The sequence below is a fragment of the Pseudomonas sp. Je.1.5.c genome, from assembly GCF_051129895.1.
In the GTDB taxonomy this organism is placed as follows: domain Bacteria; phylum Pseudomonadota; class Gammaproteobacteria; order Pseudomonadales; family Pseudomonadaceae; genus Aquipseudomonas; species Aquipseudomonas urmiensis.
On the sequence record NZ_JBCPSP010000016.1, the window covers coordinates 92,447 to 106,757 of the forward strand.

12 protein-coding genes are annotated in these 14,311 nt (G+C 61.4%); 6 read left to right on the top strand and 6 right to left on the bottom strand.

Annotated features, from left to right (window positions below):
• Nucleotides 1-10: 10 nt before the first annotated feature.
• The 4 genes from AAZU54_RS14145 to acs all read right to left on the bottom strand — a co-directional run bounded on the left by AAZU54_RS14145 (nucleotide 11) and on the right by acs (nucleotide 4,718).
• On the bottom strand, nucleotides 11-709 hold the full coding sequence (locus AAZU54_RS14145; protein WP_186557420.1) for an ABC transporter permease: 699 nt from the start codon (nucleotides 707-709) through the stop codon (nucleotides 11-13).
• A complete protein-coding gene (locus AAZU54_RS14150; RefSeq protein ID WP_186557419.1) occupies nucleotides 706-1,395 on the bottom strand; it encodes an ABC transporter permease in 690 nt (229 codons plus the stop codon). Before AAZU54_RS14150 ends, AAZU54_RS14145 begins: the two co-directional genes overlap by 4 nt.
• Before the next feature lie 92 nt (nucleotides 1,396-1,487).
• Nucleotides 1,488-2,273 carry an ABC transporter substrate-binding protein gene (locus tag AAZU54_RS14155; protein WP_186557418.1) on the bottom strand — a complete coding sequence of 262 codons (786 nt, stop codon included), beginning with the start codon at nucleotides 2,271-2,273 and terminating at the stop codon, nucleotides 1,488-1,490.
• 483 nt (nucleotides 2,274-2,756) lie between these two features.
• Nucleotides 2,757-4,718, bottom strand: a complete 1,962-nt coding sequence (acs, locus tag AAZU54_RS14160) for an acetate--CoA ligase (RefSeq protein ID WP_186557417.1) — start codon at nucleotides 4,716-4,718, stop codon at nucleotides 2,757-2,759.
• A gap of 409 nt (nucleotides 4,719-5,127) precedes the next feature.
• Here acs and AAZU54_RS14165 point away from each other — a divergent pair, with 409 nt between their 5' ends.
• On the top strand, nucleotides 5,128-5,385 hold the full coding sequence (locus AAZU54_RS14165) for a DUF2790 domain-containing protein (protein ID WP_186557416.1): 258 nt from the start codon (nucleotides 5,128-5,130) through the stop codon (nucleotides 5,383-5,385).
• Between the two features lie 39 nt (nucleotides 5,386-5,424).
• On the opposite strand, the gene AAZU54_RS14170 is transcribed toward AAZU54_RS14165, so the two are convergent.
• The gene (locus tag AAZU54_RS14170; protein WP_186557415.1) at nucleotides 5,425-6,984 is read right to left on the bottom strand and encodes a sigma-54-dependent transcriptional regulator; all 1,560 of its coding nucleotides are present in this window, start codon (nucleotides 6,982-6,984) and stop codon (nucleotides 5,425-5,427) included.
• 260 nt (nucleotides 6,985-7,244) lie between these two features.
• Between AAZU54_RS14170 and phhA the strand changes: the two genes are divergently transcribed.
• From phhA to AAZU54_RS14190, 4 genes are all read left to right on the top strand, one after another.
• Nucleotides 7,245-8,033: a phenylalanine 4-monooxygenase gene (gene phhA / locus AAZU54_RS14175; protein ID WP_186557414.1), complete on the top strand. Its 789-nt coding sequence runs from the start codon at nucleotides 7,245-7,247 to the stop codon at nucleotides 8,031-8,033.
• 39 nt (nucleotides 8,034-8,072) lie between these two features.
• The gene (locus AAZU54_RS14180) at nucleotides 8,073-8,429 is read left to right on the top strand and encodes a 4a-hydroxytetrahydrobiopterin dehydratase (protein WP_186557413.1); all 357 of its coding nucleotides are present in this window, start codon (nucleotides 8,073-8,075) and stop codon (nucleotides 8,427-8,429) included.
• Between the two features lie 260 nt (nucleotides 8,430-8,689).
• Nucleotides 8,690-8,818 (top strand): hypothetical protein, encoded by a 129-nt coding sequence (locus AAZU54_RS14185; protein WP_264082843.1) that lies wholly within the window; start codon nucleotides 8,690-8,692, stop codon nucleotides 8,816-8,818.
• A gap of 93 nt (nucleotides 8,819-8,911) precedes the next feature.
• Nucleotides 8,912-10,099 carry an MFS transporter gene (locus tag AAZU54_RS14190; RefSeq protein ID WP_312153734.1) on the top strand — a complete coding sequence of 396 codons (1,188 nt, stop codon included), beginning with the start codon at nucleotides 8,912-8,914 and terminating at the stop codon, nucleotides 10,097-10,099.
• Nucleotides 10,100-10,170: 71 nt separating this feature from the next.
• On the opposite strand, the gene ydiJ is transcribed toward AAZU54_RS14190, so the two are convergent.
• A complete protein-coding gene (ydiJ, locus tag AAZU54_RS14195; RefSeq protein ID WP_434727289.1) occupies nucleotides 10,171-13,191 on the bottom strand; it encodes a D-2-hydroxyglutarate dehydrogenase YdiJ in 3,021 nt (1,006 codons plus the stop codon).
• 151 nt (nucleotides 13,192-13,342) lie between these two features.
• Between ydiJ and AAZU54_RS14200 the strand changes: the two genes are divergently transcribed.
• Nucleotides 13,343-14,227: a LysR substrate-binding domain-containing protein gene (locus tag AAZU54_RS14200; protein WP_186557410.1), complete on the top strand. Its 885-nt coding sequence runs from the start codon at nucleotides 13,343-13,345 to the stop codon at nucleotides 14,225-14,227.
• Nucleotides 14,228-14,311: the final 84 nt, after the last annotated feature.

Here is a 14,311-nt window from a genome sequence, read left to right on the forward strand (position 1 = left end):
CACAGAGCGTTCAGTGCTTGCGCGGCGCCAGGTAGCCGAGCCAGCGGCGTTCGGCCATCTTGAACAGGCGCACCAGAATGAAGGTCAGGCACAGGTAGAACACGCCCGCCGTGATGTAGGCCTCGAAAGGCAGGTAGTACTGGGCATTGACGGTGCGCGCCGCGCCGGTGATGTCGATCAGGGTGACGATCGAGGCCAGGCTGGTGGTCTGCAGCATCATGATCACTTCGTTGCTGTACTGCGGCAGCGCCCGGCGCATGGCCGACGGCAGCAGGATGCGCCGGTACATCTTGAAGCGTGACATGCCCATGGCCTTGGCCGCTTCGATCTCACCATGCGGGGTGGCCTTGAGGCTACCGGCGATGATTTCTGCAGTGTAGGCACTGGTGTTGACGGCGAAGGCCAGGCAGGCACAGAACGTCGCGCTCGACAGCCACGGCCAGAAGATGCTCTCGCGCACCGCCTCGAACTGGGCCAGCCCATAGTAAATCAGGAACAGCTGCACCAGCATCGGCGTGCCGCGGATCACATAGGTGTACAGCCAGGCGGTGATGTTCACCAGCGGCTGCTTGGAAACGCGCATCAGGCCCAGCGGTACCGCCGCCAGCAGACCGAACAACAGCGACAGCGCCAGCAGCTTGAGGGTGGTCAGCAGGCCGCCAAGATAAAGCGGCAGCGCCTCCCAGATGACGTTGTAGTCGAAGATCATAGTTCTGCCGCCTTAACGCCCACCGAGTAGCGCCTCTCGAGGTACTTCAGCGCCAGCAGCGAGACACTGGTGATCACCAGGTACAGGGCTGCCACCGCCAGGAAGAAGGTGAAGGGTTCGCGGGTGGCATCAGCCGCCTGCTTGGCCTTGAACATCATGTCCTGCAGACCCACCACCGAGATCAGCGCGGTAGCCTTGGTCAATACCAGCCAGTTGTTGGTAAAGCCTGGGATCGCCAGGCGAATCATCTGCGGCACCATGATGCGGAAGAACACCTGGCGGCTGCTCATGCCGTACGCCACGCCTGCCTCGGCCTGCCCCTTGGGAATGCCCAGGAAGGCACCGCGGAAGGTTTCCGACAGGTAAGCACCAAAGATGAAACCCAGGGTGCCGATACCGGCCACCAGCGGGTTGAGATCGATATAGTCTTCGTAGCCGAGCAGCGGCGCCACCCGGTTGAGAATGTCCTGGCCGCCATAGAAGATCAGCAGGATCAGCACCAGATCCGGAATGCCGCGAATGACCGTGGCATACATATCGCCCAGCCAGGCCAGCCAGCGCACTGGCGACAACCTTAGCGCCACGCCGATCAGGCCAAGCACGATGGCCAGGGCCATCGACGACAGGGCGAGCTGCAGCGTCAGCCACGCCCCGTCGAGGATGACTGCCCCGTAGCCTTTCAACATGATTGGGATTCCTCTAGACCCAGGGAATGAAAAATGGTGCAAACCTCAGAGTCTCTGCTGTTTGCACCATTGCACAGGTGAAACTCGATGTCTTACTGAGCGTCAGGCCCGTAGATGTCGAAGTTGAAGTACTTGTCCTGGATCGCCTTGTACTTGCCGTTGGCGCGAATGGCATCAATGGCGGCGTTGATCCGCTCAGCGTTGGCCTTGTCGCCTTTGCGCACGGCAATGCCGACGCCGTCGCCGAAGTACTTCACGTCGGTGAACGATGGGCCAACGAACGCGAAGCCTTTGCCGGCGTCGGTCTTGAGGAAACCATCTTCGAGCAGGGTAGCGTCAGCCACGGTGCCGTCGAGGCGACCGGCAGCCACGTCCAGGTAGATTTCGTTCTGGGTGCCGTAAGGCACCACGGTTGCACCTTTAGGCGCCAGGACTTCCTTGGCGAAACGGTCGTGGATCGAGCCGCGCTGCACGCCGATCTTCTTGCCACTGAGCTCAGCCAGGCTGTCACTGACGGTGACGCCCTGCTTCATGACCAGGCGAGCCGGGGTCAGGTAGTAGCGCTTGGTGAAATCGACCGACTTCTTGCGATCGTCAGTGATCGACATCGACGACAGGATGGCGTCGATCTTGCGCACTTTCAGTGCCGGGATCAGGCCGTCGAACTCTTGCTCGACCCAGGTGCACTTGGCCTTCATCTCTTCGCACAGGGCGTTGCCGATGTCGTAGTCGAAGCCGGCGATGCTGCCATCGGGCTGTTTGAAGGCGAAGGGTGGGTAGGCGGCCTCGATACCGATCTTCAACGGTTTCTCATCGGCGTGCGATACCAGGGACAACACGGACAGCGCCAGGGCGCCAAGCAGTGCGAGCTTCTTCATCAGGTAACTCCATCGGTACGGGGCAATACAAGGCAGGGGTAACAGCTGCCCGAATGCGAATGGGTACAACGCGAGCCGCGAGGGGTATCGACCAAGGTCGCAGACCACGAGCGAGTGAGTGGCATTTTAACGACAGCCCGGTAGTCGATATTTCTTCAAAGCGACAACTAGTTACAGAAGCGCTTGAAACCGCGGCGGGCGATATTGACAGCTCTCACTCATTATGCAAGAGCGAAAAGAAAACAACCTGTAAACGAAGCAATAAGTGCGCCTATTATTGGCAAACCCTTGTATTCCGGCAAGTGTAGCGTGCAAACCTGCACGAATTGTCTGCAGGATTGCCCCACAATGGCACAGGAATGTTTCTGACGGCCCCGTTCTCGTGCGACCAAGGTGACAGAAAACGGTTACCGATGAATGTCGAGGTAACAGAATGCAAAAACCCCGCCGTTGCTGGCGGGGTTCTGTGCAGACTGGCCGCTATCAAGCCGAAGCGCGGCTCATTTCCTTGTGGGTATCGATCAGGTGCTGCACCACACCTGGATCGGCCAAGGTCGAGATATCGCCCAGCGCGTCGTACTCGGCCGTGGCGATCTTGCGCAGGATCCGCCGCATGATCTTGCCCGAGCGGGTCTTGGGCAGGCCTGGCGCCCACTGGATGACATCCGGCGAAGCGATCGGACCAATCTCCTTGCGCACCCAGTTCTTCAGCTCCAGGCGCAATTGCTCGCTCGACTCGACCCCGGCATTGAGGGTCACATACACATAGATGCCCTGCCCTTTGATGTCATGCGGCACGCCGACCACCGCCGCCTCAGCGACTTTCGGGTGGGCCACCATCGCACTTTCGATCTCGGCGGTACCCATGCGGTGACCGGAAACGTTGAGCACGTCATCCACGCGACCGGTGATCCAGTAGTAGCCATCCTCGTCACGGCGCGCACCGTCACCGGTGAAGTACATGCCGCGGAAGGTCTTGAAGTAGGTGTCGACAAAGCGGTCATGGTCGCCATACAGCGAACGCGACTGACCCGGCCAGGAGTCGAGGATCACCAGGTTACCCTCGGCGGCGCCTTCGATCAGGTTACCCAGGTTATCCACCAGGGCCGGCACCACGCCAAAGAACGGACGGGTTGCCGAACCCGGTTTCAAGCCAGTCGCCCCTGGCAGCGGGCTGATCAGGATGCCGCCGGTTTCGGTCTGCCACCAGGTGTCGACGATCGGGCAACGCTCCTTGCCGACAGTCTGGTAGTACCAGTTCCAGGCCTCAGGGTTGATCGGCTCCCCCACCGAACCGAGCAGGCGCAGGCTGGAGCCATCTGCGCCGGCAACGGCGGCCTGACCTTCGGCCATCATCGCGCGAATCGCGGTCGGCGCGGTGTAGAGGATATTGACCTTGTGCTTGTCGATGATCTTCGACACGCGGGTGATGTCCGGGTAGTTCGGCACACCTTCGAACAGCACGGTGGTGGCGCCATTGGCCAGCGGGCCATAGACGATGTAGCTGTGGCCGGTGACCCAGCCAACGTCGGCGGTGCACCAGTAGACTTCGCCCGGGCGGTAGTCGAACACCCGCTCATGGGTCAGCGAGGCGTAGACCATGTAGCCACCAGTGGTGTGCAGGACACCCTTGGGCTTGCCAGTCGAGCCAGAGGTATAAAGGATGAACAGCGCTTCTTCGGCGCCCATCTCTTTAGGTGCGCAGTGGCTGGAGGCGACCTTCATCAGGTCTTCGTACCAGATATCGCGGTGCTGGTGCCAGGCGATGTCGCCACCGGTGCGCTTGCACACGATGATCTTCTGCACGCTGCTGGTTTCAGGGTTGGTCAGGGCCAGGTCGACGTTGCCCTTGAGCGGCGTATGCCGACCGCCACGCACGCCTTCGTCGGCAGTGATGACAATCTTCGATTTGCAGTCGATGATTCGACCGGCCAGGGCCTCAGGCGAGAAGCCACCGAACACTACCGAATGGATCGCGCCAATTCGGGCGCAAGCCAGCATGGCCACCACCGCCTCGGGGATCATCGGCATATAGATGGTCACCACGTCGCCGCGGTGCACATCCTGGCCACGTAGGGCGTTGGCGAATTTGCACACCTGCTCGTGCAGCTCGCGGTAGGTAATGTTGCGGCTTTCGGAAGGATCGTCGCCTTCCCAGATGATCGCCACCTGATCGCCGCGCTCTTCGAGGTGACGGTCCAGGCAGTTGTAGGAAACGTTCAGAGTGCCGTCAGCAAACCATTTGATATCGACATGGTGATCGTCGAAGGAGGTCTGCTTGACCTTGGTGAACGGCTTGATCCAGTCCAGGCGCTGGGCCTGTTCGCGCCAGAAACCGTCGGGGTTGATCACCGACTGCTGGTACATGGCCTTGTAGGTGGCCTCGTCGGTCAGGGTAGTAGCCGCAACCTCGGGACGAACGGGATACAGTGGAGCCGCACTCATCTGTGTTACCTCGGTGTAATAGTTGTTTTTGTATGGAACCGTTTGTAACTGTACCAGAGCGGCTAAGGCCATTCGACGTTGGTAGTAGCAAGCCCCTCCTTCGCCGCAGAGGTTTCGCGCAACCGCTCTAGCCCGCACAACACCGGCATTCGACCAGTAATCAAAAGCTGCTTTCCCGGCGATTGTTACAGATTCTGTCAACAGTCTTTATCAAAACCCCCACTGTTTCAGCTGTAGGCCGGGCCATAAAATTCACCTCGCCAGCAACGGCAAGGCGATTAACTTCTGGTAACAGCCCCCACGAAGGCAACGTTAATCCCCTCTTCATCCCGATAGTTAAACACTCGTTGTACTCGCGGCGTCACAAGCGCCGCGTGCCCCCTCACGACCTTAGACAGGTAAATTGAAAATGAAAGCGTTACTGGTATTGGTACTTGGCGGTCTTTGCAGCGCGGCGATGGCCGACGAAGTTGCAAACGATGTCGAGCAGATTCCGGTTGAACAGTACAGTTACTCGCAGCACTTGGACATTGCCCGTGTGCTGTCCATGAGCGAAGTGCCTAACGTCTGTGAAGTAGTGCCCGCCCGCATGACCTACGAGGACTCCAAGGGCCAGAAGCACATTCTCGAATACCGCGTGATGGGTAACGGTTGCTCCAACGGTTGATCCCTGTGAATGGGGCCGCTTAGCGGCCCCTTCAACTGTTTACTCGGACGATTTGCCCAAGGCGTATTCACGCAACTTGTTGGCAATGGTTGTATGCGAAACCCCCAGTCTTTTGCCTAATGCCCGACTACTTGGGTATTCGCCAAGCAAACTTTCCAGCACCGCTTTTTCAAAGCGTCCGACAATCTGCGAAAGTTCCCCTTCCAACGAAAACTCCCCCAACGGTTGGCGCACGCCATAATCCGGCAGACGAATATGTTCGCTCTTCACCAGCCCGCCTTCACATAATGAAACAGCCTGGAATAAAACGTTCTCCAATTGCCGCACATTACCCGGCCAATGGTAGTGGCTGAGTTTTTCCATGGCGGCGGGCGCCAGGCGCGGCATCGGGCAGCCAATCTGCCGGCTGGCTTGATCGAGAAAGTGCTGCACCAGGCCTTCGAGGCCATCCATGCACTCTCGTAGCGGCGGGATATGCAGCGACAGCACATTCAAGCGGTGGTACAGGTCCTGGCGGAATTCGCCCCGCGCGCACAGCTCGGACAGGTCGACCTGGGTGGCGCAAATGACCCGCACATCCAGATACACCTCTTCATCGCTGCCCACCCGGCGAAAGCAACCATCCTGCAAGAAACGCAGCAACTTGACCTGTAGGCGCGGGCTCATTTCGGCCACCCCATCAAGGAACAGCGTGCCTCCTGCGGTCAGTTCCAGCAGCCCCAGCTTGCCCTCCGCGCGCGCGCCCTCGAAAGCGCCCGGACCATAGCCAAACAGCTCGGTTTCGGCCATCGACTCCGGCAACCCCGCGCAGTTGAGCGCCATCAGCGGCGCCTGCCCACGCGGGCTGGCCAAGTGGCAGGCACGCGCCAGCAACTCCTTGCCAGTGCCTGTTTCGCCCTCGATCAACAACGGCGCATCCAACGGCGCCATGCGCCGCGCTTCGCGCACCACGGCGGCCATCACCCGCGAGCTCTGGAAAATACTGTCGAATCCGCGCAGCTCCTGCTTGCGCACGTTATAGATGCGCTCGCCAATGCGGTCGGCGCGATGCAAGGTCAGCACCGCCCCGGCCAACGCCTCGCTTTCGTCATGCTCGGACTGCAACGGGGCGATGTCGGCGAGAAACACATCCCCCTTGACCTTGATGCGCAGGCCATTGATGCGCGACTTGTTCGCCCGCACCAGCTCGGGCAGGTCGAAGTCCTCGACGTAGCGCGCCAGCGGCAGGCCTGGCACCTCATCGACCCGCACCCCAAGCAACTGCGCCGCCGCACGGTTGGCCGCCACGATACTGCCGCCCATGTCGATCGACAGCACCGGGAACTCCAATGCACCCAATAACGCATTGAGCTCCATATGCCGACGCTCGCTGGGCATCAGGCCGACGCGCTTGACGCCGAACACCCCGGCGATCGCTTCGAATTTCGGCCGCAAGGCTTGGAACTGCAGGTTCACCAGGTTCGGACAATGCAGGTAGATGGCATTGCCGTGGTCGCCGCCAACCTCGCCGCGCAGCACGTTGATGCCGTACTCGACCAACAGGTTGAGGATGTCTCGCAAAATGCCGATGCGGTTCTGGCAATGCACTTTGATACGCATGGAAATGTCCCGAAGCCGCCGATTTTTTCATCGGCACGCGTAAAAGTCGTAAAGATAAGCTGACAAATTCAGGTAAAAGGTCAGCCGGATCTCCGTGATTTTCCGGGATAAGCGCTTTTTTGTAAAATTTACGTTACGAAATCACCCGCTTCACCTGATCAGCAAACACCCCACACCCAGTGCAAAGGCTGCGCTGAAGGGCTATTCCTAGGGCATGTCGCATCCATAACAAGAAAGACCGCCCTCACCAGGAGAGCCACATGAAACAGACGCAGTACGTGGCACGCGAGCCCGACGCGCACGGCTTTATCGACTACCCGCAGCAAGAGCATGCGGTATGGAACACCCTGATCACCCGTCAATTGAAGGTGATCGAAGGCCGGGCCTGCCAGGAATACCTGGACGGCATCGAGCAGCTCAAGCTGCCCCATGACCGCATCCCGCAGCTGGGCGAAATCAACAAGGTACTGGGCGCTACCACGGGCTGGCAGGTCGCCCGCGTCCCGGCGCTGATCCCCTTCCAGACCTTCTTCGAACTGCTCGCCAGCAAGCGCTTCCCGGTGGCTACCTTCATCCGCACCCCGGAAGAGCTCGACTACCTGCAAGAGCCGGACATCTTCCACGAGATCTTTGGCCACTGCCCTCTGCTGACCAACCCTTGGTTCGCCGAATTCACCCACACCTATGGCAAGCTCGGCCTGGCCGCGACCAAGGAAGAGCGGGTGTACCTGGCGCGTCTGTACTGGATGACCATCGAGTTCGGCCTGATGGACACCCCGCAAGGTCGCAAGATCTATGGCGGTGGCATCCTCTCCTCGCCCAAGGAGACCGTCTACAGCCTGTCGAACGAGCCGGAACACCAGGCGTTCGACCCAATCGAAGCCATGCGCACGCCGTATCGGATCGACATCCTGCAGCCGCTGTATTTCGTTCTGCCGAACCTCAAGCGCCTGTTCGACCTGGCCCACGAAGACATCATGGGCATGGTCCACCAGGGCATGCAGCTGGGCCTGCACGCGCCGAAGTTTCCACCCAAGGTCGCTGCCTGAGCCGCCTTGACGATAACAACTCAAACCGGAATGACACCCATGAATGCCTTGAACCAAGCCCACTGCGAAGCCTGCCGCGCCGATGCGCCGAAAGTCAGCGATGAAGAATTGGCGCAGCTGATCCGCGAGATCCCGGACTGGAACATCGAAGTGCGTGACGGCCACATGGAGCTTGAGCGGGTTTTCCTGTTCAAGAACTTCAAGCACGCGCTGGCGTTCACCAATGCCGTTGGCGAAATTGCCGAAGCCGAAGGTCACCACCCAGGCCTGCTGACCGAGTGGGGCAAAGTCACCGTGACCTGGTGGAGCCACTCGATCAAGGGCCTGCATCGCAACGACTTCATCATGTGCGCGCGCACTGACAAAGTTGCCGAGACGGCTGAAGGCCGCAAGTAACTCGCTACACCTCTGATCGCGGGGCAAGCCCGCTCCTACGCCCTGCGCAATGAAGCAGGCGCGCGGGAGCGGGCGTGCCCCGCGATTGCATTTAGAAGGGCCAACCGGCCCGTTGCCGTCCGGTATCCGCCCGCAAAACCGACAACTGACAGGCAAAAAGTTCAAACTGTCATGCAGACTGCTGTATCCTGCCCCAGCTTTCCAAAGCCATAAACGCGCCTGGCGCAGCCTTTTCACTCACACTTGCGAGGAACGTCGAGATGCATGAAATCCCGAATCTTCCCTTCCCAAGCCTGAACCCCGAAGAGCAAACCGTTGCCGCCCACTCCGAGCCGACGCCTGCCGTCGAGCAGGATGGCGACGATACATCCAGCGCTGATCAGGAATAACCGCGCACGACAGTGTGAAAACGGCTGACCTTCGGGAACTCCCACGTCATCACGTTTTCACACCGTCCAGATCCCCTGCCACGAAGACCCTCCATGCCCGATTCACCGCGCCCCCTTGCGGTCACCCTGCAAGTCGTCTCGATCGTCATCTTCACCTTTATCGGCTACCTGAACATCGGCATCCCCTTGGCCGTACTGCCGGGCTATGTGCATAACGAACTGGGCTTTAGCGCAGTAGTCGCGGGCCTGGTGATCAGCGTGCAGTACCTCGCCACCTTGCTCAGCCGCCCCACGGCCAGCCGCATCATCGACAACCTGGGCAGCAAAAAAGCGGTCATGTATGGCCTGTTCGGCTGCGGCCTGAGCGGCGTGTTCATGCTCGCCTGCAGTTTTCTCAACCACATGCCATGGCTCAGCCTGACCTGCCTGTTGATTGGCCGACTGGTATTGGGTAGCGCAGAAAGCCTGGTCGGCTCCGGCTCGATCGGCTGGGGTATCGGCCGAGTGGGCGCGCACAATACCGCCAAGGTAATCTCCTGGAACGGTATCGCCAGCTACGGCGCGCTGGCCGTCGGCGCCCCGCTGGGAGTGCTGATGGTCAAGCAGTGGGGGCTGTGGAGCATGGGCGTGAGCATCATCCTGCTGGCAGTGACGGGCCTGCTGCTGGCATGGCCCAAGCGCGCCGCGCCCATTGTCAGCGGTGTGCGCCTGCCGTTTTTGCAGGTGCTGGGCAAGGTGTTTCCGCACGGCTCGGGGCTGGCCCTGGGCTCGATCGGTTTTGGCACCATCGCCACCTTCATCACCCTGTACTACGCCAGCCGCGACTGGCCCAATGCCGCATTGACCCTGAGCCTGTTTGGCGCCAGCTTCATCAGTGCTCGACTGTTGTTCGGCAACCTGATCAACCGCATCGGCGGCTTCCGGGTGGCAATTGCCTGCCTGTCGGTGGAAACCCTGGGGTTGCTGATGCTGTGGCAGGCGCCGAGTGCCGAGATTGCCTTGGCGGGCGCTGCGTTGAGTGGGTTTGGCTTCTCGCTGGTCTTCCCAGCACTGGGGGTCGAGGCGGTGAATCAGGTATCAGCAGCCAACCGCGGCGCCGCGGTGGGGGCGTATTCGCTGTTCATCGATCTGTCGCTGGGCATTACCGGGCCGCTGGTGGGCGCAGTGGCATCTGGGTTTGGCTTTGCCTCGATGTTTCTGTTTGCCGCAGCGGCCTCGGCTTGCGGGCTGGTGCTGAGCCTGTATCTGTACCGCCAGGCGCGGCGGTTGCGCCAAGCCTGAATGGCCATCGCGGGGCAAGCCCGCTCCCACAGATCTGTAGGAGCGGGCTTGCCCCGCGATGCGCTTGAGGGTCAGCGCAGGGCGTACTGCAACACCACCTCCAGCGGATGGCGCATCTGCTTGTCGGCCATGCGCTTGACCTGGCTACGGCACGAATAGCCAGTCGCCAACGGCTCCCCTTGTTTATCCAGCTTGGTCGCCCACGACTGCTCGAAGATGGTCCGCGACGTCTGCTGATTGCGCGCCTCATGCCCATAAGTGCCGGACATCCCGCAGCAGCCGGTCGCCTCGGTCACCAGCTTCAGCCCCATGCGGGCAAACACCTGCTCCCACTGCTTGGTACTGGCCGGCACGTTGGTCTTCTCGGTGCAATGGGCCATCAACCGGAAGTGACCGGCATCCGCCACCGCCTGTTCAGGCAGCACATCGATCAACCACTCCTGCGGCAGCAGCACCTTCGGGCAATCTTCCAGGCCAGGCACCTTCTGATACTCCTGGCGATAGACCAGCGTCATCGCCGGATCCAGGCCGACCAAAGGCACGCCGCAGTCGGCCAGCGCCTTCAACTGGCTACCATTGCGGATCGCCGCCTTGGCGAACGCACCGAGAAAGCCCTGCACGTGCAGCGGCTTGCCGTTGGCGCTGTAGGGCGCCAGGAACACACGATGCCCCAGACGATGGGCAAGCTCGATGAACGCGGCCAGCAGCGGCGTCTCGAAGTAACGGGTAAAGGCATCCTGGACCAGCACGATGCTGCGCTCACGCTGGGCCGGGGTCAGCTCGCGCAGCGCTGGCACGCTGGCAACACCGACCCGGCAACGGCTCAGGGTGGCCTGGAAGTTGAAACGGCTGATCAGTGGGCTGTCGACCATGCCGATCTTGTCCGCCAGCAGTTTGCTCACCCACGTCGAGCCCATCACCGCGTTGTACAGGCCCGGCGCATGGGCAAGATAGGGAATGCTGAACTCCAGCGAGCCGATCAGGTAATCGCGCAGCGGGCGCTGGTAGCGGCCGTGGTACAGCTCAAGGAAACGCGAACGGAAGTCCGGGACATTGACCTTGATCGGGCATTGCCCTGCGCACGACTTACAGGCCAAGCAACCGGCCATGGCCTCGTACACCTCGTGGGAAAAGTCCGCTTGGCCCTGCTGCTGCGCTCGGTTATTGCGCAGGCGGGTCGGCAGCCCTTTGAGCCAGGACACTTTGCTGCGCGCCGCCGCCAGCACATCGATATCCGCCGCACCTTGCAGACGCAGCCACTCCCGGATCAGCGAAGCGCGACCTTTGGGCGAATGTTGCCGTTCACGGGTGGCCTTCCACGACGGGCACATGGCGTCGTTGGGGTCGTAGTTGTAGCAGGCGCCATTTCCGTTGCAGTGCACAGCACTGCCAAAACTCTGCCAGACGCGCTCATCGATGGTTCGATCAAGATCACCGCGCAGGCTCACGCCATCGACCTTGGTCAGGCCTTCGGCGCTGTCAGGTGGCGTGCAGATCTTGCCTGGGTTGAGCTGGTTATACGGGTCGAACGCACCCTTCAGGCGTTGCAGCGACGGGTACAACTCGCCGAAGTAATCCGGCACGTATTCCGAACGCAGGCCCTTGCCATGCTCGCCCCACAGCAGACCGCCGTAACGCTGGGTCAGCGCCGCCACCGCATCCGAGATTGGCTTGACCAGCGCCGCCTGGGCCGGGTCTTTCATGTCCAGGGCCGGACGCACGTGCAACACCCCGGCATCGACGTGGCCAAACATGCCATAGGCCAGACCATAGCTGTCGAGCAGCGCACGGAAGTCAGCGATATAGTCAGCCAGCTGCTCAGGCGGCACTGCCGTGTCTTCGACAAACGGCTGCGGCCGCACCTCGCCCTCGACGTTGCCCAGCAGGCCCACCGAGCGTTTGCGCATGGTGTAGACCCGCGTCACGGCCTCGGCCCCCTCGGCCAGGGTATGACCCAGGCGCTCGACCCCCTTGTCGCTCTGCAGATGCGCGATGAACGCCTGCACCCGCGCGTTGACCTCGCCCGGCTCGTCGCCGCAGAACTCGATCAGGTTGATACCCAGGGTCGGCCGCTCAGGGTCAGCCGGGAAGTACTCGGCAACGCTGTGCCAGACGATGTCTTTCATCGCCAGCATGAGCACCTTGGAGTCGACGGTTTCGATCGACAGTGGCTTGTGCGCCATCAGCGCATTGGCGTCTCGCAGGGCATCCATGAAGCTGGTGTAGCGCACATTGACCAGCACTGCGTACTTGGGGATCGGCAGCACATTGAGCTTGGCCTCGACCACGTAGCCCAGCGAGCCCTCGGCGCCGCACAGTACGCTATTGAGGTTGAAGCGGCCCTGCTCGTCGCGCAGGTGCGCCAGGTCGTAGCCGGTCAGGCAGCGATTGAGCTTGGGGAAGGTGCTTTCGATCAGCTCGGCCTGGCCCTGTTGGATGTCGCGGGCAACCCGATAAACCTCGCCAGCACGACCCGGCGCGGCGCAAGCCTGCTCCAGCGCCGCATCGTCGATCGGCAGGCTATGCAGGCGCTCGCCACCGAGCAACACGCTGTGCAGTTCAAGCACGTGGTCGCGGGTCTTGCCGTAGGTGCAACTGCCCTGGCCGCTGGCGTCGGTGTTGATCATGCCGCCCACGGTAGCGCGGTTGGAGGTGGACAACTCCGGGGCAAAGAACAAGCCGTGTGGCTTGAGCGCCGCATTGAGCTGATCCTTGACCACCCCGGCCTGGACGCGCACCCAGCGCTGCTCGACGTTGATCTCCAGGATCTGGTTCATATGCCGCGACAGGTCGACGACGATGCCGTCAGTCAGCGACTGGCCGTTGGTGCCGGTACCACCGCCACGCGGGGTCAGCTTGATCTGCTGGAAACGCGGCTCGCCCATCAGTGCGGCCACCTTGGCCACATCGTCGGCATCGAGCGGGAACACCGCCGCCTGTGGCAGGCGCTGATAGATCGAGTTATCGGTGGCGAGCACCGTACGGGTGGCGTAGTCGGCACTGATCTGGCCGCGGAAACCGCTGCTGCGCAGGGCTTCGAGAAATTCCGGGTAGTTGACGGCAGGGGCACTGGTCGACAGCTGGGCGATCATCGTTGGATGGCCTCTTGATATGGGCTGATTCACGGTAAACCTGTCTTCCCGGCATAGGTTACACAGCCAGGGATGACGAATATGCCAATGTTCCTGTACTTTCCGGCCAGGGGCAAACGGATATTCCTGCCGCTATTGATGAGCTTTATGAATGAATTACCGCCACCTGACCCCGTCGATGTCGCTGCTGCTGGCGTTCGAGGCCGCCGCTCGGCATGAAAGCTATACTCGCGCTGCCGCCGAACTGTCGCTGACCCAGAGCGCGGTCAGCCGCCAGGTGCAGGCACTGGAGCAGCAGTTAGGCCTGACCTTGTTCCGCCGCGAAGGGCGCCAGGTGCAGTTGACCGACGTCGGGCGCCTGTACCAGCGCGAGCTCAGCGAAGCGCTCGGGCGGATCCGCAGCGCCACCTTGCAGGCACTGGCCTACCAGACAGGCGTCGGCACCTTGCGCCTGGCCACCCTGCCGACGTTCGGCTCGAAATGGCTGCTGCCGCGTCTGCATGCTTTCTACGCGGCCCATCCGGGGATGCTGGTACATATTCATTCACGCATTGAAGCGATCAACTTCGACACCAGCGAGATCGACGCCGCCATCGGCGTGGCCAGCCATGACCTGCCAGGGCTGATCTGCCATCGCCTGCATGCCGAAGAGCTGGTGGTGATCCTGCCGCAGGAGGCTGCCAGTGAGGCGCAGGGTTGGAGCCCGGCGCGCATCAGCGAACAGGTACTGCTGAATGTGGCCAACAACCCGCACGCCTGGGGCGAGTGGTTCTCCCACCATGACCTGCCACACCGAGCGATGCGCCTGGGGCCAAGCTTCGAGCTGACCTCGCACCTGATCCAGGCGGTACGAGCAGGCATTGGCATTGGCCTGGTGCCGCGGGTTCTGGTCGAGGAAGAACTGGCCAAGGGCGAGCTGTTCAGCCCGGGCGTCGCGTTTGCCAGCCAGCGCAGTTACTACCTGATATATCCGCCGCGTAATGAGGCATTGCCGTCGTTGCGGGCATTTCGTGGCTGGCTGCTGGAGCAGATTTAAAGCCCAGCGGGCGCTATCGCGGGGCAAGCCCGCTCCCACGCAGTCATGCCTGGCACGCATGCTTGGCACGCATGCTTGGCGGCC

Excerpts from the sequence above, each read along its gene's own strand:
- AAZU54_RS14145 (WP_186557420.1), bottom strand. The coding sequence starts at position 709 with ATGATCTTCGACTACAACGTCATCTGGGAGGCGCTGCCGCTTTATCTT.
- AAZU54_RS14150 (WP_186557419.1), bottom strand. The coding sequence starts at position 1,395 with ATGTTGAAAGGCTACGGGGCAGTCATCCTCGACGGGGCGTGGCTGACG.
- AAZU54_RS14155 (WP_186557418.1), bottom strand. The coding sequence starts at position 2,273 with ATGAAGAAGCTCGCACTGCTTGGCGCCCTGGCGCTGTCCGTGTTGTCC.
- acs (WP_186557417.1), bottom strand. The coding sequence starts at position 4,718 with ATGAGTGCGGCTCCACTGTATCCCGTTCGTCCCGAGGTTGCGGCTACT.
- AAZU54_RS14165 (WP_186557416.1), top strand. The coding sequence starts at position 5,128 with ATGAAAGCGTTACTGGTATTGGTACTTGGCGGTCTTTGCAGCGCGGCG.
- AAZU54_RS14170 (WP_186557415.1), bottom strand. The coding sequence starts at position 6,984 with ATGCGTATCAAAGTGCATTGCCAGAACCGCATCGGCATTTTGCGAGAC.
- phhA (WP_186557414.1), top strand. The coding sequence starts at position 7,245 with ATGAAACAGACGCAGTACGTGGCACGCGAGCCCGACGCGCACGGCTTT.
- AAZU54_RS14180 (WP_186557413.1), top strand. The coding sequence starts at position 8,073 with ATGAATGCCTTGAACCAAGCCCACTGCGAAGCCTGCCGCGCCGATGCG.
- AAZU54_RS14185 (WP_264082843.1), top strand. The coding sequence starts at position 8,690 with ATGCATGAAATCCCGAATCTTCCCTTCCCAAGCCTGAACCCCGAAGAG.
- AAZU54_RS14190 (WP_312153734.1), top strand. The coding sequence starts at position 8,912 with ATGCCCGATTCACCGCGCCCCCTTGCGGTCACCCTGCAAGTCGTCTCG.
- ydiJ (WP_434727289.1), bottom strand. The coding sequence starts at position 13,191 with ATGATCGCCCAGCTGTCGACCAGTGCCCCTGCCGTCAACTACCCGGAA.
- AAZU54_RS14200 (WP_186557410.1), top strand. The coding sequence starts at position 13,343 with ATGAATTACCGCCACCTGACCCCGTCGATGTCGCTGCTGCTGGCGTTC.